The organism is Endozoicomonas sp. G2_2, assembly GCF_017744135.1.
Taxonomy (GTDB): Bacteria; Pseudomonadota; Gammaproteobacteria; order Nevskiales; family Salinisphaeraceae; genus Salinisphaera.
Window position 1 is genome coordinate 328,218 of sequence record NZ_JAGHQU010000003.1, and the last position, 18,790, is coordinate 347,007.

Annotated in this window: 17 protein-coding genes; 5 read left to right on the forward strand and 12 right to left on the reverse strand. The window is 64.3% G+C overall.

Annotated features, from left to right (window positions below; translation table 11 throughout):
* Positions 1 to 6 precede the first annotated feature (6 nt).
* From nuoH to ndhC, 7 genes are read right to left on the reverse strand one after another with little or no spacing between them, the layout of a single operon-like run.
* Positions 7 to 984, reverse strand: a complete 978-nt coding sequence (gene nuoH, locus J7355_RS05630) for an NADH-quinone oxidoreductase subunit NuoH (RefSeq protein WP_209060716.1) — start codon at positions 982 to 984, stop codon at positions 7 to 9.
* A complete protein-coding gene (nuoG, locus tag J7355_RS05635) occupies positions 984 to 3,668 on the reverse strand; it encodes an NADH-quinone oxidoreductase subunit NuoG (RefSeq protein ID WP_209060718.1) in 2,685 nt (894 codons plus the stop codon). Before nuoG ends, nuoH begins: the two co-directional genes overlap by 1 nt.
* A 14-nt stretch (positions 3,669 to 3,682) precedes the next feature.
* Positions 3,683 to 4,999, reverse strand: coding sequence for an NADH-quinone oxidoreductase subunit NuoF (gene nuoF / locus J7355_RS05640; protein ID WP_209060720.1), 1,317 nt, complete (start codon positions 4,997 to 4,999; stop codon positions 3,683 to 3,685).
* 9 nt (positions 5,000 to 5,008) lie between these two features.
* Positions 5,009 to 5,476, reverse strand: coding sequence for an NADH-quinone oxidoreductase subunit NuoE (gene nuoE, locus J7355_RS05645; protein WP_209060721.1), 468 nt, complete (start codon positions 5,474 to 5,476; stop codon positions 5,009 to 5,011).
* Positions 5,473 to 7,221, reverse strand: coding sequence for an NADH-quinone oxidoreductase subunit C/D (gene nuoC / locus J7355_RS05650; protein WP_209060724.1), 1,749 nt, complete (start codon positions 7,219 to 7,221; stop codon positions 5,473 to 5,475). Before nuoC ends, nuoE begins: the two co-directional genes overlap by 4 nt.
* Positions 7,221 to 7,862, reverse strand: a complete 642-nt coding sequence (locus J7355_RS05655) for an NADH-quinone oxidoreductase subunit B (protein ID WP_209060726.1) — start codon at positions 7,860 to 7,862, stop codon at positions 7,221 to 7,223. The genes nuoC and J7355_RS05655 overlap by 1 nt, the downstream gene beginning before the upstream one ends.
* Positions 7,863 to 7,920: 58 nt before the next feature.
* Positions 7,921 to 8,367 carry an NADH-quinone oxidoreductase subunit A gene (gene ndhC / locus J7355_RS05660; protein ID WP_209060728.1) on the reverse strand — a complete coding sequence of 149 codons (447 nt, stop codon included), beginning with the start codon at positions 8,365 to 8,367 and terminating at the stop codon, positions 7,921 to 7,923.
* Between the two features lie 303 nt (positions 8,368 to 8,670).
* Here ndhC and J7355_RS05665 point away from each other — a divergent pair, with 303 nt between their 5' ends.
* The 3 genes from J7355_RS05665 (at position 8,671) to J7355_RS05675 (ending at position 12,078) form a co-directional block, all read left to right on the forward strand.
* Positions 8,671 to 10,602 carry an aconitate hydratase gene (locus tag J7355_RS05665; protein WP_209060730.1) on the forward strand — a complete coding sequence of 644 codons (1,932 nt, stop codon included), beginning with the start codon at positions 8,671 to 8,673 and terminating at the stop codon, positions 10,600 to 10,602.
* A gap of 184 nt (positions 10,603 to 10,786) precedes the next feature.
* Positions 10,787 to 11,326: a hypothetical protein gene (locus J7355_RS05670; RefSeq protein ID WP_209060732.1), complete on the forward strand. Its 540-nt coding sequence runs from the start codon at positions 10,787 to 10,789 to the stop codon at positions 11,324 to 11,326.
* A 137-nt stretch (positions 11,327 to 11,463) separates the two neighbouring features.
* Positions 11,464 to 12,078, forward strand: coding sequence for a methyltransferase domain-containing protein (locus tag J7355_RS05675; protein ID WP_209060733.1), 615 nt, complete (start codon positions 11,464 to 11,466; stop codon positions 12,076 to 12,078).
* A 48-nt stretch (positions 12,079 to 12,126) separates the two neighbouring features.
* Here the strand turns inward: J7355_RS05675 and J7355_RS05680 are convergent, their stop codons facing one another.
* From J7355_RS05680 to purD, 4 genes are read right to left on the reverse strand one after another with little or no spacing between them, the layout of a single operon-like run.
* Entirely contained in the window at positions 12,127 to 13,125 is a 999-nt protein-coding gene (locus J7355_RS05680) for an alpha-L-glutamate ligase-like protein (RefSeq protein WP_209060734.1), read from the reverse strand.
* Positions 13,122 to 14,663: an inactive transglutaminase family protein gene (locus tag J7355_RS05685; RefSeq protein ID WP_209060735.1), complete on the reverse strand. Its 1,542-nt coding sequence runs from the start codon at positions 14,661 to 14,663 to the stop codon at positions 13,122 to 13,124. Before J7355_RS05685 ends, J7355_RS05680 begins: the two co-directional genes overlap by 4 nt.
* 20 nt (positions 14,664 to 14,683) lie before the next feature.
* On the reverse strand, positions 14,684 to 15,244 hold the full coding sequence (locus tag J7355_RS05690) for an ATP-dependent zinc protease (protein WP_209060739.1): 561 nt from the start codon (positions 15,242 to 15,244) through the stop codon (positions 14,684 to 14,686).
* 53 nt (positions 15,245 to 15,297) lie between these two features.
* Positions 15,298 to 16,608 (reverse strand): phosphoribosylamine--glycine ligase, encoded by a 1,311-nt coding sequence (gene purD, locus J7355_RS05695; protein ID WP_209060741.1) that lies wholly within the window; start codon positions 16,606 to 16,608, stop codon positions 15,298 to 15,300.
* A gap of 191 nt (positions 16,609 to 16,799) precedes the next feature.
* Here purD and J7355_RS05700 point away from each other — a divergent pair, with 191 nt between their 5' ends.
* Complete coding sequence (locus J7355_RS05700; protein WP_209060743.1) at positions 16,800 to 17,612, forward strand: UDP-2,3-diacylglucosamine diphosphatase; 813 nt, start codon at positions 16,800 to 16,802, stop codon at positions 17,610 to 17,612.
* 59 nt (positions 17,613 to 17,671) lie between these two features.
* Entirely contained in the window at positions 17,672 to 18,199 is a 528-nt protein-coding gene (locus tag J7355_RS05705; RefSeq protein ID WP_209060745.1) for an NUDIX hydrolase, read from the forward strand.
* Here the strand turns inward: J7355_RS05705 and J7355_RS05710 are convergent.
* Complete coding sequence (locus tag J7355_RS05710; RefSeq protein WP_209060748.1) at positions 18,180 to 18,713, reverse strand: 4'-phosphopantetheinyl transferase superfamily protein; 534 nt, start codon at positions 18,711 to 18,713, stop codon at positions 18,180 to 18,182. The genes J7355_RS05705 and J7355_RS05710 overlap by 20 nt on opposite strands.
* Between the last annotated feature and the right edge of the window lie 77 nt (positions 18,714 to 18,790).

Consider the following 18,790-nt stretch of genomic DNA (forward strand, 5'->3'; position numbering starts at 1 on the left):
GGGCGCTCATGACTGGGCCACGACAATCGCGCCCGTGATGGCCACGTTGACCAGGGTGATGGGCAGCAGGATCTTCCAGCCAAAGGCCATGAGCTGGTCGTAGCGGGGTCGCACCGTGGCCGCGCGCAGCAGCACGAAGAACACGATGAAGAACCCGGCCTTGAGCGCGAACCAGACGAAGCCCGGCAGGATCGGGCCCAGCCAGCCGCCGAAGAACAGCACGGTGACCAGGCAGGAGATCAGCACGATGCCCAGATATTCTCCCACGAAGAACATGCCGAACTTCATGCCCGAATATTCGGTGTGATAGCCGGCGGTGAGCTCCTGCTCGGCTTCCGGTAGATCGAAGGGTGCACGGTGGATTTCCGCGCAACCGGCAATGAAGAAGATCACGAAGGCCGGAAACTGCGGGATCACGTTCCACATGCCGGCCTGCGATTCGACAATGTCGCGCAGGTCGAAACTGCCGGCGAGCAACACCACGCCGAGCAGGCTCAGGCCCATGAACACCTCGTAGGAAATCATCTGGGCGGCGGTACGCATCGCGCCCAGCAGGGCGTATTTGTTGTCCGAGGACCAGCCGGCGAGGATCACCGAATACACCCCGAGCGAACTCATGGCGAGGATGAACAGGATGCCGATGTTCAGGTCCACTACGCCGAGCGTTTCGGTGAACGGGATGACGGCGAAGGCCATGAGCGTGGTGAACATGATGATCGCCGGGGCGATCACGAACACGGCCTTGTCGGCAAACGGCGGGATCCAATCTTCCTTGAAGAAGATCTTGATCATGTCCGCGGCCACCTGAAGGATGCCGAACGGCCCGACGCGGTTGGGCCCGTAGCGGTCCTGCCATACGCCGAGCAGGCGGCGCTCGACCCAGATCAGCAGCGCGGCGGAAATAACCACCGCGAGCAGAATGGCGATGGTCTCGAACGCGGTGAGCGCGATATCGAGCAGGGTGTCGGTGCTCACGCCGAACATCAGGGATTGACCTCGGCCGGCAGACGCACGCCCATGAGCCCGTGGGCACCCACCGGCACACCGATGGTCCGATCCGGCAGGCTCGGGTCGATAGTGATCGGCAGCGAGTGAATCTCGCCGTCGATGGTCAGGCGCAGCGTGTCGGCCGCGGCCAGGCCGAGCGATTTCGCTGCGGCTTCATTGACCGTGAACCAGGCCCGCGGCATGCGTTCCTGAATCGCCGGCGCCTTCGCTGACTGCGATTCGCTGCCGAAGATGTGATAACGCGGAATGGCCTGCCAGCCCTGAACGAGCTTGGGCTCGGCGGGCGCGTAATCGGGCACACCCGTATCGGCCTTGAGCAGACGCGTACCGGGGTCGCCGCCCTTGAGATGGCCGCCGACCTCGTCCTGAAAACGGGTGATCGCCGCCTGGTTGGAATCCCAGCCGGGGCTCCAGGCATAGGACATCAGCGCCGGCGGCTGTTCGCTGCCGTGATAGCCCTCCATGGAATAGGCCAGCGGCGAATCCACGTCGGTTTCCGGGCGCTTCTCGCGCACGTCCACGTTGGCGTACAGCGCGGTGCGCCCCGAGAAGCGGTGCGGGCTGCGCGGAAAACGCATGCCCGCCTTGCGGAAACTCGTGCTCGGCGCGGCGTCCTTGATGCCGGTGAACTGCGGGCAGTCGGCTTCGATCGCGTCGATCAGGTCGTCCATCCCGTGCCAGCGTACCGGCGCGCCGATCGCGCGATTGAGATCGGCACACCAGCGCCAGCCTTCCTGCAGCGGCGCATCGGGAATGAACACCTGGAAGAAACGCTGGGCACGGCCTTCGTTGTTGATCAGCGTGCCGTCGGCCTCGGCAAAACTGCCGGCCGGCAGGACATAGTCGGCCTTGGCGATGGTGGCGGTCATGCTGTGGTCCAGCACGATCAGGTTCTTGGCCGCCTTGATCGCGGCGTCGACCTTGCCGGCCTGGGCCCGCTCGTAGAGATCGTTCTGCATCACCACGAGCGTGTCCGCACGGTTCGAGGTGATCGCCTCGAAGGCATCGTCCACATCACGATCGCTCATCATCGCCATGCCGAGGCTGTTGGCCTCGCCGAGCGTGACGAACAGGCCGGCGTCGTCGTGCACGGATTCGAGCGCGCGCATGACGTTGCCGGCGGCTGTGAGCACCGCTTCGCTGCCGAGGCTCGTGCCGGCCACGATCAGCGGCTTCTTGGCGCTTTTCAGTGCGGTCGCGATGGTCTCGGCATGTTCGCGGGTGGCGTCGTCGAGATCGGCCGGCATCGGCGCGCTGTCGTCGAGCATGGCAGCGACAGCGAAGCCGAGTTCGGCGATCCGCGCCGGACGCAGATGGAACAGTTCCGTGGCCACGTCATCGAGCCGGGTCGCGGCCGGCACCGCCATGAACAGCGGGCTGAAGAAGAAATGACCCTCGTCGCGCACCGCGCGGTTGTGCCATTTCGGAATGTTGGCCGCCTTGGCGAGTTCGTAGCGCTTGTTGCGCACCGACTGGCGCAACGCCAGCGCGAGCCTTGGCGCGAACTGGGTCACGTCCTCGCCGAGGATGAAAACCGCGTCGCATTCCTCGACTTCGCGCATCGTAGGCAGACGCCCTGCATGACCACGCAGCAGCGACAGTGCCGCTTGGCTCGCATGGCTGTCCGGCGCGCTCATGCCGTTATGGAAATTGTCGGCACCGACCAGATGGCGCAGCGCGTAGTTGTCTTCCAGCGAGGCACGCGGCGAGCCGATGCCGACCAGGCCGTTGGCCTCGGCGAGCACGCTCTTGAGCGAGGCCAGCATGGCGTCCATGTCCTGCGGCTCGAGCACGCCGTTGGCGTCGCGCTGCAGCGGCTGGCGCGGGCGGTCTTCGCGATTGACGAAACCGGCGCCGAAGCGGCCACGATCGCAGAGGAAGTAGTGGTTGATCTCGCCGTGGTAGCGGTTCTGGATACGCTTGAGCACGCCCTGGCGCGAACCGGGGCTGGTGTTGCAGCCCAGCGAGCAGTGGGTGCAGATGCCCGGCGCGTTCTGCATGTCCCATTTACGGGTGTAGTGGGCGCCGAGCGTCTTGTCGGTGAACACGCCGGTGGGGCAGACCTCGACGAGGTTGCCGGAGAACTCGCTGTTCAGGGGGCCGTCGGCTTCGCGGCCGAAATAAACGTTGGAATGCGAGCCGAGTACGCGCAGGTCGTCGCCGTCGGCGTAGTCACGGTAGTAGCGCACGCAGCGATAGCAGGCGATACAGCGGTTCATCTCGTGGTTGATGAACGGGCCGAGGTCCTGATTGCGGTGGGTGCGCTTGGGGCCGCGATAACGCCGGCGCGTATGGCCGGTCATCAGGGTCATGTCCTGCAGGTGGCACTCGCCGCCTTCTTCGCAGACCGGGCAGTCGTGCGGATGGTTGATCATCAGCCATTCGATGACTTGGGCCCGGAAATCGCTGGATTCCTGATCCGATACCGAGAAGCAGCCGCCGTCGCTGGCGGGCGTCATGCAGGCCATCACGATCTGGCCCTCGGTGTCGTTTTCGTCCTTGTATTGCTTGACCGCGCACTGGCGACAGGCGCCGACCGAATGCAGCTCCGGATGCCAGCAGAAATAGGGCAGGTCGAAGCCCTTGGAGAGGGCGACCTTGAGCAGGTTGTCGGTGTCGTCCACCTCGAACTGCTTGCCGTCGATCGTGATCGTTGCCATCGCTAAACCGTGCGCTAGTGATTCGAGACCGCGTTCGCTGCCTGCGTGCTGTCCGGCGTCGTGGCGTCGTCGGGAATCAGCGCGGCGAGTTCGTCGCGGAAATACTTGAGGCCGGACTCGAGCGGGCCCATCGCGCCCGGCGCGTGGGCGCAGAAGGTCTTGCCGGGGCCGAGCAGCTTGGTATGCAGTTCCAGCAGCTCGATATCGCCGGGGTTGCCCTTGCCGGCTTCGAGATTGGTCAGGATGCGCTCCACCCAGGGCAGACCGTCACGACAGGGCGTGCACCAGCCGCAGGATTCCTGGGCATAGAAATGCTCGAGGTTCTTGAGCACGCCCACGATCGGCGTCTGGTCGTCCATGACCACCATGGTCGCGGTGCCCAGGCGGCTGCCGACCGCGCCCACGCCTTCATAGTCCATCGGCGTGTTCAGATGCTCCTGGGTGAGCAGCGGCGTGGAGCCGCCGCCCGGCAACAGCGCCTTGAGTTCGCGCCCGCCGCGAATGCCGCCGAAATAGTCGAGCACCTCGGAGAGTTTGGTGCCCAGCGGCAGTTCGACGAGGCCGGGTCGGGCCACATGGCCCGAGGCGCCAAAGATCTTGGTGCCGCCATCCTTGTGCAGGCCCAGCGATTTATACCACTGCGCGCCGTTGTTGATGATGTGCGGAACGTTGCAGATCGTCTCCACGTTGTTGACCGTGGTCGGCTGCCCGAACAGACCGGACGCAGCCGGGAATGGCGGCTTGTGCCGGGGCACGGCACGCCGGCCTTCGAGGGCGGACAGCAGCGCCGATTCCTCGCCACAGATATAACGCCCGGCGCTCATGTGCAGATACATCTTCAGGCTGTAGCCGGTGCCGAAGATGTCGCTGCCCAGATAACCGGCCTCCATCGCTTCGTCGATCGCGCGCTGGAGCTTGCGCTGGCATTCGGTATATTCGCCGCGAATGAACACGTAGGCGATGTCTGCACCGATCGCGTAGCTCGCGATCGCCATCGATTCGATGAACTGGTGCGGGTCACCTTCCATGAGCAGCCGGTCCTTGAAGGTGCCGGGCTCCATTTCGTCGGCGTTGGCGACCATGTAGACATGCGCCGGACGCTTTCCCGGGTTTTCCTCGAAGCGCGGCATGAAGGACCATTTCACGCCGGTCGGAAAACCGGCGCCGCCACGCCCGCGCAGGCCGGCTTCCTTGACCAGGTCCGCCACTTCGGTCGGCTTCATTTCCTGAACGGCCTTCTTGTAGGCCTCCCAGCCGCCGGCCTTCTCGTACTCCGCGAGCCACATCGGTTCGCGGTCGTCGCGGATATTCTTGGTGAGTACTTTCTCCATGACGGCTCTCTAGGTGTACTCGGCGAGAATGGCGTCGACCTTCTCGGGGGTGAGACGGCCGTGGTAATCGGTGTTGATGCGCATGGCCGGGCCGTTGTCGCAGTTGCCCAGGCAGCAGATCGGCAGCAGCGTGAAGCGGTTGTCCGGCGTGGTCTGGCCGAACTCGATACCCAGCGTCTTCTTGAGATACGCCAGGATTTCCTCGTAGCCGGTCAGATAGCAGGAGATCGAATCGCAGATCATGATCACGTGCCGGCCCACCGGCTGGCGAAAGATCAGGTTGTAGAAGGTCGCCACCGCCTCCATCTGGGTGGGGGTGACGCCGACCACCGCCGCCGCGGCTTCCAGCGATTCATCCGACACCCAGCCGCGGTGCTCCTGCACGATCTTGAGCGCCTCGATGGTGGCTGCGCCCGGATCCTCGTACAGGGTCATCTCATGCTGGATGGCCTCGATTTCGGTCTGCGAGAGTTTCATCGGTCCACGTCTGCCATCACGAAGTCGATCGAGCCGATGATCGCGACCAGGTCCGCCACCAGGCCGCCCTGCGAGATCAGCGGGATCTGCTGCAGGTGGGCGAAACTGGGCGTACGGATGCGCGTGCGATAGCTCATCGTGTGCTTGTCGGAAATACTGTAGTAGCTGTTCAGGCCCTTGGTGCCTTCGACCATGGCCGACGATTCCATCGCCGGAATGACCGGACCCCAGCTCACGGTCAGAAAGTGCGCAATGAGCGTCTCGATGTCGTGCATCGTGCGCTCCTTCATCGGCGGCGTGGTCAGCGGGTGGTCCGCCTTGTAATCGCCGGCCGGCATGTTCTTCATGCACTGCTCGATGATGCGACAGCTCTGGAACATCTCCTCGATGCGCACGTCGAGCCGGTCCTGGCAGTCGCCGTTGGTACCCAGCGGTACTTCGAAATCGAAGTTCTCGTAGCCGGAGTAGGGCCGGGCCTTGCGCAGGTCGAAGTCCACGCCCGTGGCGCGCAGGCCGGGCCCGGTGATGCCCCAGTCGATGGCCTCGTCCTGAGAATAGGCGCCGATATGCTTGGAGCGTTCGATGAGCACGCGGTTACGGGCCATGGCCTTCTTGTATTCGGCCAGCCGCGGCGGGAACCAGTCGATAAATTCCTTGACCTTGCGGTCCCAGCCCTGGGGCAGGTCCATCGTCAGCCCGCCGATCCGGAAGAATGCCGGATGCATGCGGAAGCCGCAGATCGCCTCGATCACGTCGTAGGCCTTCTGGCGATCCGAGAACATCCAGAAGATCGGGCTCATGGCGCCGATGTCCTGCACATACGTGCCGAAGAACATGAGATGACTGGTGATGCGGAAGAACTCGCACAGCATCACCCGCGCTACCTTCACGCGCTCGGGCACCTCGATGCCAAGCACCTTTTCCAGATTCATCACGTACGGCAGCTCGTTCATCACGCCGCCGAGATAGTCCACGCGATCCGTGTACGGGATATAGGTGTGCCAGGACTGGCGCTCAGCCATCTTCTCGGCGCCGCGATGGTGATAGCCGATATCCGGCACCGCGCCGATGATCTCCTCGCCGTCGAGCTGCAGCACGACACGGAATACGCCGTGCACGGACGGATGGTTCGGGCCCATGTTGAGGAACATGAACTCGCTGTCCTCGGACTCGCGCTTCATGCCCCAGTCCTCGGGCTTGAACTGCAGCGCGTCCTCTTCCTCGTCCTGGCGTTTCGGATCCAGATGCAGGGGCTCGAATTCGGTGGCCCGCGCGGCGTGATCCTTGCGCAGCGGATGCCCTTTCCAGGTCGGCGGCATGAGGATGCGGCGCAGGTTCGGGTGCCCGTCGAAGGTGATCCCGAACATGTCCCAGACTTCGCGCTCGTACCAGTTGGCGTTGGGCCAGATGCGCGTCGCCGTCGGGGTGGTTAGGTCGTCGTCGAACAGGCTGACCTTGAGTCGGACCTCGGCAACCGGCGACAGGCTCAGCAGGTGATAGACGACGGTGAAGTCGCCGGCCGGCTGGTTGATACGGTGTTCGCGCACGCGCTCGTCGATGGCGGTGAGATCGAACAACATCCGGTATTTGGGCGTGCTGTCCTGGCGCAGGAACTTGAGCACATCGCAGATCAGATCACGGCCGACCCAGAGAGTGGGCATGCCGTCGGCGGTGATCTGCTCATGCAGGGCGCGCTCGCCGAAGCGTTCGGCCAACTGCTGCTGAATGTTTACTCGATCCAACATCAAACGGAATCCGGCGTGCGCAGGGTGGTGGCCGCCAAGCGCTCGGTACGCTTGCGATCGCGCATCGACAGCTTCGGCCGCTGGGTCACGCCCTGCGGGCCGATCATCCACGACAGCGGGCGCTTCTCGACGCCAATGTTTTCCTGCAGCAGCAGCAGGCCTTCGAGAAAGGCTTCCGGGCGCGGCGGGCAGCCGGAAACGTACACATCCACCGGCAGGAACTTGTCCACGCCTTGAACCACGGAATAGATGTCGTACATGCCGCCCGAGTTGGCGCAGGAACCCATGGAGATGACCCAGCGCGGCTCCATCATCTGGTCGTAGAGCCGCTGGATCACCGGCGCCATTTTCAGAAAGCAGGTGCCGGCGATGACCATCACGTCGGACTGGCGCGGCGTTGCACGGATGACCTCGGAACCGAAGCGTGCCATGTCGTGCGGCGCGGTCAGGGCGGTGGCCATTTCCACATAGCAGCAGGACAGGCCGAAGTTGAACGGCCACATTGAATGCTTGCGTCCCCAGGCGACCATGTCGTCGAGCTTCGCGGTGACGACGTTGCGTGCCAGCGCGTCCTCGATCGTGCCGCCGTCGGCCGAACCCGGCTTGGGGTTCTTGTCAGTGCTCGTCAGAGACCATGCCATCAAAGATCGTCCTGTCGATGGTTCAATCGAACGTCGTGTTCATGAGTTCGACGCGTTCTCACCGCGAGGCGTCGAGATTGCGGCGTCGGTTGCTCTCGATCGCGTCGAGGCGATATTGCCGCGGCGCCTTGGGCGCCCAGTCGAGCGCGCCGATGCGCCATTCGTAGATCAGCCCCAGCGTGAGCACGCCGAGAAAGAACAGAAAGGCAAAGTAACCGGGCCAGCCGAGCGCGGGTGCCGCGATGGCCCAGGAGAAGATGAAGACCACTTCGAGATCGAAGAGCACGAAGATGATCGCCACCAGATAGAACTTGGCCGAGAAGCGTATCCGGGCACTGCCCGTCGGCTTGATGCCCGACTCGTAGGGCTGGTTGCCCAGCCGCGACGAATGCCGCCCGCCGAGGACCGCAGACAAGCCCAGCATGACCAAGATCAGCCCCAGCGCGCCAGCCGTGAATAGCAGCAAGGGCCAGAGCACGACGGCTTGTTCGGTAGCGGCATCCATATCGTCTTCCTATTCTACGCGAAGCCATCGGGAACCGATGACCCCTCGCGATGCAGTCGCGAAGAGTAGTAGGTGTAGTGTACAGAAAGAAGCCGTATGCCGGCGTCCCCTCGTAGCCAGCCGATGCACGGGACATCGAAGCGCCAACGGTAGCCGATTTGGCCACGGCTTGGCGAACTTGGAGCGTTTTCTTGCGAATACGTCGCATTCACGGCATGAGTTTTGCTTCGGCTGGCCATGCGCCACTTTGTGATCACGGTTACGCGAGCTATGGTGGACGCAACGACCGCTTGGAGGTATTCGATGGCACAGAACGTCGCTCAGAAACTGATCGAAGCCCATCTGCTCGAAGGCGAAATGACGCCGGGCAAGGAGATCGCGCTGCGTATCGACCAGACGCTGACCCAGGACGCCACCGGCACGCTGGTGATGCTGGAACTCGAGGCGATGCAGCTCGACCGCGTCAAGACCGAGGTGTCGGCGCAGTACGTCGATCACAACCTCATTCAGGAAGACAACAAGAACCCGGACGATCACCTGTTCCTGCAGTCCGCTTGCGAACGCTTCGGTGCCTGGTTCTCGCGCCCCGGCAACGGCATCTCGCACGCGGTGCACATGGAACGCTTCGGCCGTCCCGGCAAGACGCTGCTGGGTTCCGACAGCCACACGCCGGCCGGCGGCTCGATGGGCATGCTGGCGATCGGCGCGGGTGGTCTCGAAGTGGCCATGGCGATGGCCGGCGAGCCGCTCTATACCAAGATGCCGAAGGTGTTCGGCGTGAAGCTGACCGGCAAGCTCCCGGACTGGGTGTCGGCCAAGGACGTGATTCTCGAGATGCTGCGGCGTCACGGCGTATCCGGCGGCGTGGGCACGATCATCGAGTACTACGGCCCGGGCCTCGACAATCTCGAAGCGATGGACCGCCATGTGATCGCCAACATGGGTGCCGAGCTCGGCGCGACCACCACCGTATTCCCTGCCGACGACGAGATTCGCGGCTTCATGCGGTCGCAGGATCGGGAAGACGAATACGAGGAACTGGTCGCCGACGAAGGCTGCGAGTACGACAAGCATGACGAGATCGATCTCTCCACGCTGGTACCGCTGATCGCCAAACCGACATCGCCGGGCAACGTCGTGCCGGTGGAGGAACTGGCCGGCGATGAGCTTTATCAGGCCTATGTCGGTTCATCCGCGAACCCCGGCTACCGGGATTTCGCCATCGCGGCCGAAATGGTGCGCGGCCGCCAAGTCTCCAAGCATGTGTCCTTCGACGTGAACCCGTCGTCGCGCGCCATGCTGCAGACGCTCGCGCGTGACGACCGACTCGGCCAACTCATCGCGAGCGGTGCGCGTATCCATCAGGCCGGTTGCAACGGCTGTATCGGCATGGGCCAGGCGCCTGCGTCGGGTCGCAACAGCCTGCGCACCACGCCGCGCAACTTCCCTGGCCGCTCCGGCACCAAGGAAGACTCGGTGTTCCTGTGCTCGCCGGAAACCGCTGTCGCCAGTGCGCTCATGGGCAAGATCACCGACCCGCGCACGCTCGATTTCGACTATCCGAAGGTCGGCAACCCGGACGACCCGGTGGTCAACGACATGATGCTGGAAGCACCGCTGCCGCTCGAGGAGGCGCGCAAGGTCGAGCTCGTCAAGGGGCCGAACATCAAGTCGCTGCCCGACTTCGACGGTATTCCCGACGCCTTCGAACTGCCCGTGCTGCTCAAGGTCGGCGACGACATCTCCACTGACGAAATCATGCGCGCGGGTGCCGAAGTGCTGCCGTTTCGGTCCAATATTCCGGCGATCGCCGAGTTCGTCTACGACGTGGTCGACGAGGAATATCCCAAGCGCGCGAAGAACACGGGCGACCACGTCATCATCGGCGGTTCCAACTACGGGCAGGGCAGTTCGCGCGAGCATGCGGCGATCGCTCCCCGCTATCTGGGCCTGCGCGCGGTGATCGCGAAGGATTACGCGCGCATCCATTGGCAGAATCTCGTGAACTTTGGCGTGCTGCCACTGATCTACAGCCACGCCGACGATCATGAATCGCTCAAGCAGGGCGCCAAGCTGTCCATCAACGGGCTGCACGCTGCACTCGCCGAAAGCGATACCGTGACCGTCGAGGTCAAAGGCGGCGAGGCGATCGAGTGCCGGCACGGCCTGTCGCCGCGTCAGGTCGAGATTCTCATGGCCGGTGGTCTGATCAACTGGAAACGCGACCAGGGCTGACCCGACGACGTGCACGATCGCGGCTGAAATGCCGTGGTCACGCGGAACGGGTTAAAATGGCGGGCGCCGTAGCGCGCCGGCCAATTTCCGTCCGACCTGAAAACATGTCGGACGCCGGGCCGCACGTCCGACAAGCGCAGTGTGTAGCGTCCTCGGGGCTCGCGAATAACCCGGTATTCGAACCATGACCAAGCTCTATCGCGATGCCGGCCCGGCCCGGACGTTGTCTCTCTGCGACACCGAACGTGGCTGTATATCGGCCCGGCTCGCGGGCATTGGTGTGCAGTACGAGCACGTCACGTTGCCGGCCGTGGCCTTCGACAGCGAGGCCCAGCACGACGAGATTATCGGCAATTACATCGAGCCGCTGGATCGGCTGCTGTCACGCATGCCGCGCGTGGCGCTCGATGTCACGAGCATCCTGCCGTCGCATCCGCGCCTGGCCAAGATCGAGCGCGAACTCATGACCGAGCACGCACACGATGTGGCCGAAGCCCAGGTACTGATCGAAGGGGGCGGGGTGCTGTTCCTGCGTGTCGGGCCGGGCGTTTTCGCGCTCGAATGCGAGGCCGGCGACTACGTGCGTGTGCCGCCCGCGCTGAGCCACTGGTTCGAGATGGATGCCCAGCGCGGCTTTCGAACCATCCGCCTGTTCGAGAACGAAGCCCAGCCGCGGGTCCGCCAGCGCGGCGCCGATATGCGCGGTTGCTATGTTTTTTCCTGACCGCGCCGTGCGCTGACTGTGCGTTCGATGACCACTTCATTCCGCGGCGCGGCTATTTTTGTATCGCTGCCGCGACAGGCGTATTCTTCGTCCGCCTAAGAGTTTTCTCACGGCTTTAATTCACGGGAAACGTATTCATGGATGAGCAATCCGTCGTCACTGCGTATCGCCGCCTGTCGCGGCAATACGACCGCTTTTTCGGTCCCGTTTTCGAGCAGGGCCGCGAAGTCGCGGTACGCAAGATGGACTGTCGCCCCGGTGATCGGGTTCTGGAAGTCGGCGTAGGCACCGGCCTGTCGCTCGATCATTACGGCGACGGCGTCGAAGTGGTGGGGATCGATGTATCGCCGGAAATGCTCGACTATGCCAAGGCCCGTGTGAACGGCAATGCCGATCGCATATCGCTCGCTCTCATGGATGCGCAGGCGCTGGAATATGCCGACAACAGCTTCGACAAGGTCGTGGCGATGTACGTGGTGTCGGTCGCGCCCGACCCCAAGAAAGTGGTCGAGGAAATGAAGCGCGTCTGCAAGCCGGGCGGTGACCTGTTCATCGTGAACCACTTCAGCCAGGGCAAGGGCGCGATGGCCTCGCTCGAGCGCATGGTCTCGCCGCTGTCCAAGCTGGTTGGTTTCCGTCCCTCGTTCCCGCTCGACGACTTCCTGAAAATGGCCGAACTCGACGTGGTCGAAACCCAGCCCGTCAACGCCTTCGGCTACTGGACCTTCATCCACGCCCGCTGCCCCGCCTAGGCGCGGGCCCGGCCCGCCGGGTCGGGCGCGAATCGCGCCCTGGCCGATCTATTCGCCAAACAGTTCCTGTCCGAGGGCCACACGTGCGGCGGCCGAGGCAGGAACGCTGTCCAGAGCACGTATCTTTTCCAGCCGGCTGCGCAGGCCCATCTGGTTGGCGAGCTGGATATTCAGGCCCGGTCGCGCGTTGTATTCGAGCACCAGCGGGCCGTGTTCCGCGTCGAGCACCACGTCCACGCCGAGATAGCCGAGCTGGGTGAGGTCGTAGGAGCGCGCCGCCAGTTCCAGAAGCAGCTGCCAGTCGGGCACCTGAATGCCACGCACGGCGTTGCCCGAGTCGGGGTGTGAGTCGAGCACGCTGTTGAACCACACGCCGTCGACGGTCTTGCCGGTCGCGAGGTCGATGCCGGCGCCGATTGCGCCCTGGTGCAGGTTCGCCTTGCCGTCCGACTGCCGCGTGGGCAGGCGCACCATGCTGGCGACTGGTACGCCGCGAAACACAATGGTGCGGATATCCGGCACGCCCTGAAAGCTCACCGCATCGAAGACCGCATGCGGTTTGACGCGGTATTCGATGATCGCCTTGTCCGGCAGGCCGCCCAGGCTGTACATGCCCGAAAGCACGTTCGAGATGAAGTGCTCCAGCTCGCTGCGCGACACGCTCACGCCGGACGAGCGCAGGAACTGATTGCCGCGCCGGCCGCCGATGACCATGATGCCGTTGCCGCCTGAGCCCTGGGCGGGTTTGATGACGAAGTCCTGCCTGTCGCCGAGCATTTCGTCGAGATCGCGCACCTGGTGCTCGATCTCGATCACGCCATAGAGCTCCGGCGTGGCAATCCCGGCCTCCAGCGCGAGCTGCTTGGTCTTGAGCTTGTCGTCGACCAGCGGATAGAACTTGCGCTTGTTGTAGATGCTGATGTAATCGCCGTTGCGCTCGTTCATGCCGAGGATGCCCAGTTGCCTGAGCGTCGACGGCAGGCGCAGCGGCGGATTACGCCGCAGCAGCCGCAGGCGGCTGCGCCAACCTCGTCCGACCGTACTCATTGCTTGCTGGTGATCGCACGAGCCGATGCGCGAAAGCGCCACAGCTCGGAGAGTCGATAACCGGTATAGCGGCCGGCCAGAAGCGTGAACGCCAGCACCAGCAGCAACAGCTCGGGGAACACGAACGCCAGATATTCCGCGAGCGGGTGGGTCATGACCACGAAGCCGACCGCCGCGACGGCGAGACTGCCCAGTCCGGAGAGCATGGCGTCCTTGGGCCCGTTTTCGTCCCAGACGATCGACATGCGTTCGATGGTCATGGCGAGGATCACCATCGGGAACAGCGCGATCGACAGGCCGTGCTCCATGCCCAGCTTGTGGCTGATCACGGACACGCCGGCCATGAGCAGGATCACAATGGTCAGCATCGAGGCCAGCCTCGGCACCAGCAGCAGTTTCAGCCGTTCGAGATAGAAGCGGATGATCAACCCGAGCGCAACCAGAACCGAGAACAGGATGCAGCCCCAGATCAGCTCGGTTTCGCGAAAGGCGAGCGCGATCAGCACCGGCATGAAAGTGCCGAAGGTGCGCAGGCCGATGAAGTTGCGCAGCAGTACCACCACGAGCGCGCCGAGCGGCACCGTGAGCAGGATCTTGTACGTGTTCTGCGTTGCCAGCGGCAGCGACAGCAGCGAATACTCCAGCACGTCGGAGTTGATCAGCCGGGCGCGCTGCTGGGCGAGGCCCATGACGTCGCGTGATGTCTTGAGCGCGGAGAATTGCACGCTGGCATCGTCGGCGCCTTCGATATCCACCAGCGGCATGTCGCCGGCATACCAGACCAGCGCGTCGTTGGGAAAGCCGGCGGCGCCGGTGCGCGGGTTGAAGGCCAGCCAGCGTTCACCGTTGTAGACCTCGAGCCAGGGCACCAGCGCGCCGTGGCGCAGGCTGCCGGTCAGCGGCAGGACGTGGGCGATGCGCGAGGGAATGCGCGCGCCGGCGAGGATATGGCGCAGCTGTTCGACCTGTGCGAGGTTGCTGGCCGCGTCGTCCCGCAGCACCTTCACCTCGGCTTCGGGGCTCGGATCGTTGAAGCGACGCAGCAGCTCCTGTGCGAAAGAGGAGGTGTCGGCCGACCGGGCGCGCACGCTGTCGAGCAGCGTGAACACGGCCGCGCGTTCCGGGTCCGAGTATTCGGGAATATCGGGGTAGTCGGGTGTCGGCTGGGTACGGTCGCGATTCGCCGAATTGTCTTCGGTGAGCACCACGCGATAGTAGAGCGTCTGCGGTCCGCGCAGATTGCGCGCGGCCCACTGCACCACGCGGTTCGCGCCTTCGTCGTCCGTGGCCAGGCCGAAGCCGGCCGAGATGAAATTCTCGTCGAGTACCGAGAAACCGGGCGGCGACTTGGGCACGGCGAGATCGATCTTGGCGGACTGGTTCTCGCCGTTGAAGCGCACGGTGGCTTCGGCGGTCCAGACCTGAGCGCTACTCTGCGGCGTGAGCGGCACGCCGAGCCGGTCGATCTTGTAGTAGCACAGGCCAAGCGCGCTGACGATGAGTATCAGCGCAAGAATCTTCAGATGGAGGTCTTTCACGAGCAGCGTCCGTTACCGAATCAGTCGTCGTCGTCTTCGGAGGCCTCGTTCTCGACCACCTTGGAGTCGTGGTCGCACTCGGGGTTGTTGAGGAACGTCTCGCTCACGTCGATCAGACCGAGGTGCTTGATCGTGCGACGCCCCAGAAGCATGGGATAGATCATGTCACCGCGGTCGCGCAGCGAGAACTGCTCTTCATAGATCGTGTTGTTCATGCACACCTCGAGCAGCACGACCGGGCGCTCGTCGGTGCCGCCGGCGCCGCTGACCTCGAGCTGACGGTAGAGCGGGCGCTCGTATTCCTTGCTGACCATTTCCTCGGTGCGCTGGTCCTCGACGCGCGTCTTGAAGCGCACCCAGGTTTCGTCGTCCTTCTCGAACTTCTCGATGTCGGTGGCGTGCATGGACGAGGTCAAGGCACCCGTATCCAGCTTCGCCTTCAGGGTCACGCCCCAGGGCACCAGCTGCGCGTTCTCGACCCAGCCGTAAACGGTCTTTTCCTTTTCGGCGTGGCCGGCGCTAGCCGCCGTAAGCAGCGCGCAAAGTATCAGCATGCGGCCCAGGATACGAGTCGTCTTCATCAATCGAGTCCTTGCGAACGAAAAAATCGCGGTGGGGTGTTATTCAACGAGGGTTATGACGTGCCCGACGAGCGGCCGATGGCACGGTGCCCGATGTCGCGACGATACATGGCATCGCGCCAGCTTATTTTTTCCACGCCAGCATAGGCGCGCTTCTGGGCCTCGGCAACGTCTGCGCCGAGCGCACACACGCACAGCACGCGTCCGCCATCGGTGCGCACGCTACCGTCATCGGCCAGGCGCGTGCCGGCGTGAAAGACCTGCGCGCCGGTGGCTTCGGCCGCGTCCAGGCCGAAAATCTCGTCGTCCTTGTCGTAGCTGCCGGGATAACCGCCGGCCGCCATCACCACGCCGAGCGCGGCCTGCGCATGCCATTCAGCTTCCACCTGATCCAGGCGCCCGTCGATGGCCGCGTCGACCAGATCGACGAGATCGCTTCGCAGGCGCATGAGAATCGGCTGGGTCTCCGGGTCGCCGAGGCGCACGTTGAACTCCAGCACTTTGGCGTCGCCGTTCGCGTCGACCATGAGCCCGGCGTAGAGAAAGCCCGTGAAGGCGTTGCCGTCGGCGGCCATCGCCGCCACCGTGGGGCGAATCACCGTGTCCATGACGTGCGCGAATACGGCGTCGGTCATCACCGGCGCCGGCGAATAGGCGCCCATGCCGCCGGTGTTCGGGCCGGTGTCGCCATCGTGGGCGGCCTTGTGATCCTGCGAACTGGCCAGCGGCAGGATATTGTGGCCGTCGACCATCGCGATGAAGCTGGCTTCCTCGCCGGTCAGGAACTCCTCGACCACGATGCGTGCGCCCGAATCGCCGAAGGCGTTGTCCTCGAGCATGTCGCGTGCGGCGTCCAGCGCCGCGTCGACTGTGGCCGCGAGATAGACGCCCTTGCCGGCTGCCAGCCCGTCAGCCTTGACCACGATCGGCGCGCCGCGCTCGCGGATGTAGGCCGCGGCCTTGTCGTAGTCGGCAAAGACCGCGTATTCCGCCGTGGGGATCGCATGGCGCGCCAGAAAATCCTTGGAGAACGCCTTGCTGGCTTCCAGCCGGGCCGCATCGCGGCCGGGGCCGAAGCAGGCCAGCCCGGCGTCGCTGAACGCATCGACGATACCGTCGGCCAGCGGGGCCTCGGGGCCGATCACGGTTAGCGTCACGTCGTTGTCGTGGGCGAAGTCGCGCAGGCCGGCAATATCGGTGGCCGCGAGCGCGACGTTCTGCACGCCGCGCATGCGTGCCGTGCCGGCATTGCCGGGTGCGACGTAGACATGGTCGACGCGCGGCGAGGCCGCGATCTTGACCGCGAGCGCGTGCTCACGCCCGCCGTTGCCCACGATCAGGACTCGGTGCTGTATCTGGCTCATGTGGTTGTTCGATCCGCGCTGAAGGCCCCATGACCGACGCCGTGCGGCGTCGGTGCCTCGATGCGGCGCAAGCTTAGCAAAAACGGCCGCGTCATCCGTTGCGAAGGCCTGTCATAAAAAAGACATGAAACCGTCACGGTGTGGTGATCTTGCCGATCGACCATGGCTGCGGGTACGTGATGGAGCAAGCCATGAACGAGAACAGCGAGCAACGCCCGGAACTGCGCTATCGCAGCGTGTTCATATCCGACGCCCATCTGGGCACGCCCGGCAGCCAGGCCGAGGCGCTGGCGGCATTTCTCAAGCAGTGCCAGTGCGAAAAGCTCTACCTCGTGGGTGACATCATCGATGGCTGGCGCCTGCAGTCCACGTTCTTCTGGCCGCAGGAACACACCAACGTCATCCGCAAGATCCTCACGAAGTCCAAGCGCGGCACGCAGGTCTACTACGTCACCGGCAACCATGACGATTTCCTGCGCAAGTTCGTGGACTACGAACTGCGCATGGGCAATATCCACGTGCTGAACGATTGCGTGCACGTCACCGCCGACAATCGCAAGCTGTTCGTCATTCACGGCGATCTGTTCGACGTGGTCACGCGCTATCATCGCTGGGTCGCGCGCATCGGCGATGTGGCCTATGTCACGCTGCTACGCGCGAACCGCTACGTGAACCAGGTGCGGGCGCGTATGGGCTATCCCTACTGGTCGCTTTCCGCCTACGCCAAGCACAAGGTGAAATCGGCGGTGAACTTCATCAGCGAGTTCGAGAAGGCCGTCGCCCACGAGTGCCGCCGGCGCGGCTTCGATGGCGTGGTCTGCGGGCATATCCACCATGCCGAAATGAAGACCATCGAGGGCGTGAGCTACTACAACTCGGGCGACTGGGTGGAATCCTGCAGCGCGCTGGTGGAGCACTTCGACGGCCGCATGGAGATCGTGTACTGGAGCGATCTGCAGGACGGCATCATGCCCAGCAACGTACGGCCGCTGCGGGTGGCGTAAACAGGGGCAGCGATTCGCGCGGTTAGAATGACGCGCTGTCGTTCATCCGCCGGGCCATCATGTCTGCCGACCGTACCCTCCACGAAGGCGAATTCCTGCGCCTGAAACGCCGCGATCACTGGGAATACGTCGAGCGCGCGAATGCGCGCGGGGCGGTGGTCATCGTTGCGCTCACGCCGAACAACGAAGTGCTGCTGGTCGAGCAGCCGCGTTTTCCGGTGCAGGCGCAGGTGATCGAGCTGCCGGCCGGCCTGGTCGGCGATATCGAAGGCGAGGAGAACGAAGCACTCGAGGTCGCGGCGGCCCGCGAGCTCGAGGAAGAGACCGGCTATCGCGCGGCGCGCTTCGAATATCTGTGCGCCGGGCCGCCGAGCGCGGGGCTCGCCAACGAGATCATCGCGTTCTATCGCGCCTTCGATCTCGAGCGCATCGACGGCGGCGGGGGCGACGACAGCGAGCAGATCACGCCGCACGCCGTGCCGTTGGCCGAGGTGGAGGGCTGGCTGGCCGCGCGCGAGGCCGAGGGCGTGCGCATCGATCCCAAGATCTACGCCGGCCTGTATTTCGTCATGCGCGAGCGCCGATAGCCACGTACTCGGTGCGAACCGTGTCGAACGGCCGGTCGCTGGCCAGCCAGGCGGCGTAGCCGGGTTCGAGCGCGAGCGCGCGTAGCGGCCAGTCGCGCCCGTCGAGATGAGCGCGGTCGGCGTGCAGCCTCAGGCGCTTGATGCGCGCGAGCCCCACGCGGCCCGTGGCCTTCACCGTCGCCTCGCGGGCGCACCAGAAATCATAGAAACGCACCGGTTCGGCCGCGACGATGCGTTGCTCCTCGGCGGTCATCAGCCGCGCCATCCGGGCGAACCGGAAAGGCTGTCTCGCCTCCACGTCCAGACCCACCGCGGCCGTCCCGCTGATCGCGCAGGCCACGAGTGTTTCGCTGTGGGAGATGCTGAACGCCGGTCCGCCGGCGATTTCCGGACGCCCGTCGACGCTGAAGCCGATACGCGCCAGGCACGCCGCGTCGACCCCCGTCGCGCGCAGGCCGTGGCCGAGCAGCCATAGCCCGGCCAGGGTCCGGAGCCGCGCGTCAGCGCTGCGCATGCCGGCGAGCCGGTCGCGATATAGAGGCGGCCAGTCTTCGACTGGGGTTTGTCCTAGTTCGCGCTCGCATTGCGCAT